Source organism: Methanobacterium formicicum (genome assembly GCF_029848115.1).
Lineage (GTDB): Archaea > Methanobacteriota > Methanobacteria > Methanobacteriales > Methanobacteriaceae > Methanobacterium > Methanobacterium formicicum.
In genome coordinates this window covers 1-7500 of sequence record NZ_JARVXG010000018.1, presented here as the reverse complement: position 1 = coordinate 7500, position 7500 = coordinate 1, and the positions used below count along the sequence as shown (strand labels likewise).

Sequence of the window (7500 nt, the reverse complement as noted above, 5' to 3'; positions counted from 1 at the left end):
ATGCGGTTTATCTTGTAGAGGGTGATTTCCTCCCCGGTTGAAATCCGGGTGGCCAAACATGTGGTGGAAGGATTATAATCCATGTTCAACTCTTTTAAAATGTTTCTCACATCCTGAGAGGTGAATCCTGATTTTACCAGGGGCATTTTAACTTCCTTTTCCAGGTTAACTCTTATTCCTGGCCGGTCCTCCAGGAGGTCACTGATATTAGTACCATCAACCACGCAATCGTAATGCCTGGTTCTGGCTATTTTATCCAGTTCCTGGTACATCTTCAGTTTGCACACATAACACCGATTAGGTGGGTTGATTTTGAAGGCAGGATCATCGAGAAAATTACTATGGACCACTAAATGTTTTACCCCAATTTTCTGGGCTATTTCTTCTGCGTTGTCCACACATTCTGCGGGCATAACTCCGTTATCCACCGTAACTGCCAGGGCATCCTGAGCCTCCTCCTGTGCAACAGAGGCCATTAAGGTACTATCAGCACCCCCAGAAAAAGCTACCACCACTTTTTTTCCGTGCAGATACTTCCTCAAATCATCCATTTTTTCTTTTAGATCCATGGTGTATACCCACTAATTTAACAAGCTTTCCTGTTGTGTCCATTAAAATAAAATATCCAGAGTGTCCATTTTTAATTTCCAGCTCTTAAATAATTCCCCGCTCTTAAATATTTAATCCATGTTTTTAATGTAGGTCAAGACTTTACGGGCATCTTCAGACTTAATATCAGTTCCCTTTTCCTTTAAAAAGATTTCAAGTTTCTTTTTCTTATCTTCATCCAGATCAGCGTCGTTTAGAACCCGTGGATAATTCCTCTGAGGATAGTAAATTTTTTTAGCAGTCTCATAAAGCATTCGCACTTCACGAGAATTAATTATACCTTCTGCTTCCGCCCTCTGGAAATTATGGTTCATGCTCACCAGAGCCTCACAGAGAAGTTCGTGGGTTACCGGATCGAATACAATGGCCACATCATCGTCAGATTCTATTATTCCATCCCGGTACTCCTGGTAAACTGTTCCAATCCCAATCATGCCCGCGTAATCCAGTTCCGCTGATCTAAGTGCCCCCATGCTGGAACCACCCACCACAGTTATCCCCGCATCTAATGCGCGTAGTATTTCCTTGTGGGAGACTGCCGGCTGCTGGTGAAAAACACCGTCGATTATCCCAATTACTTGGGGAGGATCGTCTAAAAGGACAGCCACATCATCTCTAGCTACCGGCGGGTGATAATCAGCATCTAATATTTGTTTAGCCTCTTTCAGAGGAAGTGAAGGTCCAATAAAAACCACAATTCGTTTGCCCAATTTATCACCTACCGTTAATGTTCAGTTATAATTCTCCTTAGATTTGAACTTAATGAGAAGGTATTCGGTGATTTTCACCGGATATGAATTAAAGAATACTAGAATAAAATTGTAATTTATGGAATAAATGAATTTCTAAAATAAGTAATGCCCTCACTTCATTTATAACTTAAAAATAATGATTTTTCCTTATTATAACATAATAGGAGTTTTACCTACTAGTAATTAAGTAACTGGGGTTTTGGTAATTTCCGAGTGGAGTTTTATGATTTTGGGTATGGAAGGGTGGTTTTCTCCCAGGTTCTTCCTCCACTTTTTAATTACAAATTCTAAATCAACTTCCTGTGTGCCGTGGATAAGATTATCAGCATGGGCCACCAATTTCTCTTCTAAGGTAAGTGGTAGGTAGTCTTTAGGGGGAAGTCCCAGAACTTTCGCTTCTTCCCTGCTAATTCCCGCACCAATATGCCTTTCCACAATGTTAACTACTTCCCAGGGAAACCCCCTCTCTTTTAGTAGTTCTGCTCCCACCACAGCGTGCTTTATGCCATTGGTCTGGGAGCGACCTATATCGTGTAGCAGGGCTCCGGTTTTAACCAGTTCCATATCCACTTCCAATTCAAACTCCATTTTCATTTTTATTGCCCTGGAAAGGACTGCTCTGGAGTGTGCAATCACAAAAGGAGGACAGTTAAATTCTTGTAAAATTTGGGAAGGGTTACTTTCATTTAAAATCAATTATTCACCCACTAAAGTTTCTGGGAAAATTATAGCGCCCATATAGAATAGGGATACTGAACGTTGGAAGTATAATGGAAAGTTAAGTAAACATCAAGGTTGAAAGGGAGAGTGGGAAATTAGCTCATCCTTTCCTGTAATTCCTTTAATTCCATAATTATTGATGAATTATCCTGGAACTCCATGTTGGTGTTGCAGTCCGGGCATATGAAATTTCTTTCCGATGCCTCTTCAAAATTATAGCGACAACCATTGGGACAGACAAAAAACATGTTGTCTTCTTCATATTCCAGTGACTGGTGAAGTTCCTGGGAGAACTTTTCAACCTTATCAGATATGATTTCCGCGATTTTATCTTCCTCAAATTTCCAGCTGTAAGTATACCACTGGGTTTCAGGGTCCTTACTTCTCTTGTAGCTGGCCACGCCGGCATCATATAACTTATAAAGTATTCTTCTCACAATGTTAAGTCTGATTTCAGTTTCTTCAGCAATTTCCTCATCGGTAGTTTTACCATTCAATAGACATTGAATAATGGGGATGCTATTCTCATCATCTTTAGTAACATCAATGAGAATTTCCTGCACATTGGGATCTGCGAGCATCTAGGTGCCTCCTTCGTATTTTGATATTTTTTAGTAGCTGTCGGGTTCAGGTTTAGGTATGAACTTTAGTGGTTCATGAAAGAAAAAAACCATAAAATTGATAGGCAAAAAATCAAGCAATGCTAATTATAATACTGCCCCTTGGTACAAATTAGCCGCCCTACATTTTAAAAGATGAATATATCTCTGCCCCTACCCGATTTTATTAACCAATAACCATGCATTAGCCATTGTTGGTATTACGGCTATCTGCTGGTGTTAAAAATATCTTGGGTTAACTATTCTATGGTACAGATAGTATTTAAATTTTTTCAAATCACACCCTACTTCAGCAAAAATCACCTAAATCCATTTAATAAAAAGAAGTTTAAAATCATTCTTTATACCTCACGAACTATGACTGCCGGCATGTGAGTTATTGAATCCAGCATGTCTATGGTTATGGTGTTAACCTTCCCCTCCAATAATTTCTGCATATCATAAACTGTTTCCATATTATTTTCATGGATTTTCTGGTGTTCTTCTGCTGCACGGGCAATTTGGAAAATCTTTTCAAGTTTATGGTGTTGGGAAATTCCCAGTGGAGTGGGGCCCAGAATACGACCAAAACGACCTAATAAATAAGCAAATAATCCCCAGTTATTTCTTATTCCACTGGCAGAAACTGGTAAAGAGGTGAATATTATTTTTCCAAGCTGGTAAGTGGCATCAGTGTCAATTATAACCACGGTGACATTTTTACCACTGCTGTTAACAATTTTTGCCCCAATCTCTTCGGAAAGGCCCTGTGGATCATGGGGTAATAAAGAAACACAAGTTCCAGGGGCATTACTCAAATCAACTCCTGCCTCAGATGCAGGTTTAAGTGCATGTCTCCAACCATAACGTTGCAATATTAATTCTTTATGGGGGCGAGCCTCAGGGGGGAGTTTTCTGAGGTTTTTAATGGTTCTCTTTTTAATACCCAGCAGGGGACCGAGAAAATAGCCCCATAAGTACTTGGACCATAGTTCTGCCAGTAAATAGGCGCTTAAGGATGGTATAAATTCTGTTTCATCCACCAGTCTACCCTGAGATATGGCCAGGGGAGTTTCGGAAATCACCAGAAAGTCCTGGTCCTGAAGATGTTTTGCTGCCCGGTCCAGTATAACATCGTAGGATTCTCCTGGTTTGATGTAACCTGTTTGTACACCTATCATCTGGTAATTATTGTTTCCTTCAGAATAGGTGGAGTATTTCTCTTTAAGATGAGATTCAGAGGGTGAATGATTCATGTTATCTGTAAAGAAAAGGAAAAAGTTTTTTTAAAAAATTTCCACAGGGTTCCATTTATCCCTTTAGGGGAGGTGCCCATACCTTCAGGTCTATACCTTCAATTAAGGCTCTTCTACCTTCCAACTGAACCACAACCCCGGAGTGAACCTTTTGCATCATACAGTGGTAAGGTAGGAAGCGTACGGTTTCTCCCACCCGGGGTAATTTACCTTCAATAATTCCTTCAAATCCTCCCACCATGCACACTCCCACGTCTTTAAATTTAAATTCAGCCTCACTATCCAGACGGTGGCAGGGGCCAACCAGGTGCACGGTGATCAATCCATGGTTTTCTTCCAGTACCCGGGCAAAGTGGGTGATGGGACAGCCCAGGGGGCGGTATCTTATGATTTCACCGGCTTTAATCTCTTCCCGGGTAAAGGGGTAGAGGGTTTCTCTGCAGGATTCTTCTTCAGGAAGGGGTTTCAGTATAAGGTCTGCCTCGTATCCATCTAAAACTCCCACAATTTTCTCCTCTTCAGGGATTACTTTTATTTCCTTTAAGATTTCCTGTATTTTTGCCAGATCATCCTGGAACATTTCCTGAGAGAGGAAACGGCACTTCTCCAGGTCCACTTTTTTCCGGGTCAGTGCCCCGGCAAACTCATCACAGCGGGCGTATCCACAGATGCCACAGTTGTAACCCGGAAGTAGCATTAGAATCTTATTTTGCTGACCAACATCAACTGGAACTTCAGTCATTGCTTAACACCTGTTATCTTATTATTCCCCTTCGTAACTCTGGAATCCATCGATACGACGTAATATACCCCGGTGGTATTTCTTGTTCACCTTGGTTTCACCTACGCAGAGGGTGCACACTGCCAGTGGAGCTGAGTGTCGTAGTTTTTCACCCTCCAGGGTGACTTCCTGGGATTTCTTAATTTCATCAGCCAGTTCCGTGCATCCCTGCCCACTTAAACCATTAGCTTCTATTATTTTACAATTTGGGTTTACTTCAAGAACTCTTTCCCGGAATATCTCCCTTTCTGCCTGGGATATCATATCTCCCTTGGTGATCACCGCAATATCTGCCGTACTCAGGAATGGCCCTACCTTAAGGGGTGTGTTGGGACCGCTGGTGGCATCTATAACACAAACTCCCAGGGAGTTCACTGTGAAAGGTGCGCAACGGTGGCATAATCCTGCAGTTTCCACCACCAGAAGTTCTGCATCGTTTTCATCTGCCCAATCAGCCATTTCCTCCAGATTGTAGATAGCGTAGTGGTCCGGGCACATGTCCATGGACAGTCCTACCTTGGTGGGTACTCCTACCTTGGCAAATTTAGTATCATCATCAGTGTACAGGCAGTCAATTTTTACCACTGCAGATTTTAATCCACTTTCATTTAAACTGCGCAGAGCGTGAATTAAAACCGCAGTTTTTCCAGAACCGGGTGTCCCGGCAACAATTACCATTCTCATAGAAGATCACCGTTCTAGTGCATTATATTAATTTTAAATTGATTGATTAACTTAGTTTTTTTTAATTTAGGTCTTTTGGATAGGTATTTCCTAAATTTCAGTCGATTTATAAAAAAATAATTGGGTAACTATAAAGTTGAACCCGCTGGTTAATGTTTTTTTCCTCGTACCGAGTTACTGTCATATACCGAGTTACGGTATAATTTGGAGTTACCTGTGTATCCAGAGAAAAAATTGAATTTTCCATTTATACTGGTTATCTTAAATCCACTTCATCACGTAATTGGCATATCCGGCTTGGAATTTTATGATTCCAAATCTTCCATACTAATATCTTGAATAATTTCGCCATTACGGACTTTATCCCGTAAACTTAACATTAACTCATCGATTTTATTCAATTTCTGAGAGATGGTCTTTTCTTCTTCACTGGTAGATACAACATTCTGCATTCCACCGTTTTTCATGACAATTCGCTTGTCAGTCATGAGGGCCAGTACCGGGTCGTGGGTTACCACCATGACTATTTTACCATGCCCGGCCAGGGCTTCCAGGGCATCGTGTTTCCTGATCCCTGCATTTTCAATCTCATCAATGAGTACGATAGGAGAGTTGCTGATAATAGCCACATCGGCAACCATGAGGGCCCTTGATTGACCCCCACTGAGGATGGTGAGGTCGTGATCCTTTTTTATGGGTTCCCCAGTTAGGGTGTTGGCCAGTTCAATAACTGCATTCACACATTTGCTGCTGGCCCCACGGCACTTGGCATGTAAACTTAGAAATTCTCCCACAGTCATGTCCGCCAAGAAATTCATGTTCTGGGAAAGCTGGGCCACCATTTTTTTCCGGGGGTTGGTCCGGTCTTCGTAACTGGGTTCCTCACCGTTGACCAGTATTTTTCTACGGGAGAAACTATCTTCCTGGGAGAGTTGTTCTATATCACCTATAAGGGAGCTTTTACCACTTCCAGTGGGTCCTACCACTCCAAAGATTTCTCCCCTTTTTATTACAACTTTTTTAACGGGTTCCGGGTTTTCTTGCTTGTCGAAACCGCCCATAATAGTTATCTCTTCTATCATCCCAGATTCACCTTTCCTAAAGTGTCTCCTCTCAGACCTAATCGCATGGTTTCCAGGGCAGTGATCTCATCTGGTGGTATATTACCTAAATTAACATTGGCTCCTAATTTTAAAATGAAATATGCTTGTTGAGCTTTCTGGGGAGCTTCCCATATTATTTTATCAACAGGGGTACCTTCAATGAGTGTTTGTAATTCATCTTCTTTAACATTCCCTTTATTATCAAAAACACCGATCCCCTTTCCACCTTCACGGGCCTCCATCAGCACCAGGTCAGCACCAAACTCCAGATCGAGGTTAACCATTTCCAAACGGTCTTCCGGGGATAGAAGGTGGTCTTGGTGGGGATCTTTTTTACCCACTTCAGTTATGGTTAAAAATCCCTGTTCTTTTACCGTGGAAATGATCTCCATTCGTTCATCTTTAGAAATTTCAATGGTACCATCTGATATTTCTACTGCACCGAATCCCAGTTTATCAGCTTCATCTAAAAATTCTTCCAGTTTATTCTGGGAATAGGCAATTTCAAAGAGAGTTCCACCAGGATAGGGGTTAACATCGTAAGAATGATATATTTCCACTTTTTCCTTGATGAGTTCCCGGTTGTGGATAGCAGAGGTTCCCCACCCAAATTTAGCGAGATCTGCATATCTTCCCGAGATTTCAAGAAGATCTATTAAAAAAACCGGACCCATTCCTTTATCCAACATCATGGTTATTCCGGTGCCGGCTTTTGGTGTGCGTTGTGGTGTGAGAAAATTGAAGGCGTTCATAAACATCACATTCTTTTATTTACTCCATGAACTTCCGTCTATCATACAATTTATTTTTAGTTACATCAGATTCTACATATGAGTTATCTTTTATATCTGAAATAATTTCAGATGAAATAATTTCAGAGGACTAACTGATTACATATGTAGATCGTTGTTTATAATATAAAGTATTTTAAAAACACCATAGGCGTTGGCCGGAAAGACATATAAATTTTTAGGGTCTTAGTTTTTTCAAGTTTCT

Annotated in this window: 9 protein-coding genes (1 of these 9 only partly in view); all 9 read right to left on the bottom strand. The window is 41.1% G+C overall.

Features of this window, described 5'->3' with window-relative positions; genetic code table 11:
- Positions 1-569, bottom strand: the 5' portion of a protein-coding gene (gene larE, locus QC759_RS00775; protein ID WP_048073736.1) for an ATP-dependent sacrificial sulfur transferase LarE. It extends 478 nt beyond the left edge of the window; the window shows 569 of its 1047 coding nt (coding positions 1-569); the start codon lies at positions 567-569; the stop codon falls past the left edge of the window.
- A gap of 111 nt (positions 570-680) precedes the next feature.
- Positions 681-1319, bottom strand: a complete 639-nt coding sequence (locus QC759_RS00770) for a TfuA-related McrA-glycine thioamidation protein (protein ID WP_048073737.1) — start codon at positions 1317-1319, stop codon at positions 681-683.
- Positions 1320-1544: 225 nt separating this feature from the next.
- Positions 1545-2057, bottom strand: a complete 513-nt coding sequence (locus QC759_RS00765; protein WP_048073738.1) for a TIGR00295 family protein — start codon at positions 2055-2057, stop codon at positions 1545-1547.
- 119 nt (positions 2058-2176) lie between these two features.
- Positions 2177-2662: a transcription factor E gene (tfe, locus tag QC759_RS00760; protein WP_048073739.1), complete on the bottom strand. Its 486-nt coding sequence runs from the start codon at positions 2660-2662 to the stop codon at positions 2177-2179.
- A 380-nt stretch (positions 2663-3042) separates the two neighbouring features.
- Entirely contained in the window at positions 3043-3936 is an 894-nt protein-coding gene (locus QC759_RS00755; RefSeq protein WP_048073740.1) for a coenzyme F420-0:L-glutamate ligase, read from the bottom strand.
- Between the two features lie 55 nt (positions 3937-3991).
- Complete coding sequence (locus QC759_RS00750) at positions 3992-4678, bottom strand: (Fe-S)-binding protein (RefSeq protein ID WP_048073741.1); 687 nt, start codon at positions 4676-4678, stop codon at positions 3992-3994.
- 21 nt (positions 4679-4699) lie between these two features.
- A complete protein-coding gene (locus QC759_RS00745) occupies positions 4700-5401 on the bottom strand; it encodes a GTP-binding protein (RefSeq protein WP_048073742.1) in 702 nt (233 codons plus the stop codon).
- Positions 5402-5706: 305 nt separating this feature from the next.
- A complete protein-coding gene (locus QC759_RS00740; RefSeq protein WP_048073743.1) occupies positions 5707-6483 on the bottom strand; it encodes an ATP-binding cassette domain-containing protein in 777 nt (258 codons plus the stop codon).
- Positions 6480-7256, bottom strand: coding sequence for a phosphosulfolactate synthase (comA, locus tag QC759_RS00735; protein WP_048073744.1), 777 nt, complete (start codon positions 7254-7256; stop codon positions 6480-6482). Before comA ends, QC759_RS00740 begins: the two co-directional genes overlap by 4 nt.
- Between the last annotated feature and the right edge of the window lie 244 nt (positions 7257-7500).

Excerpts from the sequence above, each read along its gene's own strand:
- tfe (WP_048073739.1), bottom strand. The coding sequence starts at position 2,662 with ATGCTCGCAGATCCCAATGTGCAGGAAATTCTCATTGATGTTACTAAA.
- QC759_RS00755 (WP_048073740.1), bottom strand. The coding sequence starts at position 3,936 with ATGAATCATTCACCCTCTGAATCTCATCTTAAAGAGAAATACTCCACC.
- QC759_RS00750 (WP_048073741.1), bottom strand. The coding sequence starts at position 4,678 with ATGACTGAAGTTCCAGTTGATGTTGGTCAGCAAAATAAGATTCTAATG.
- QC759_RS00745 (WP_048073742.1), bottom strand. The coding sequence starts at position 5,401 with ATGAGAATGGTAATTGTTGCCGGGACACCCGGTTCTGGAAAAACTGCG.
- QC759_RS00740 (WP_048073743.1), bottom strand. The coding sequence starts at position 6,483 with ATGATAGAAGAGATAACTATTATGGGCGGTTTCGACAAGCAAGAAAAC.
- comA (WP_048073744.1), bottom strand. The coding sequence starts at position 7,256 with ATGAACGCCTTCAATTTTCTCACACCACAACGCACACCAAAAGCCGGC.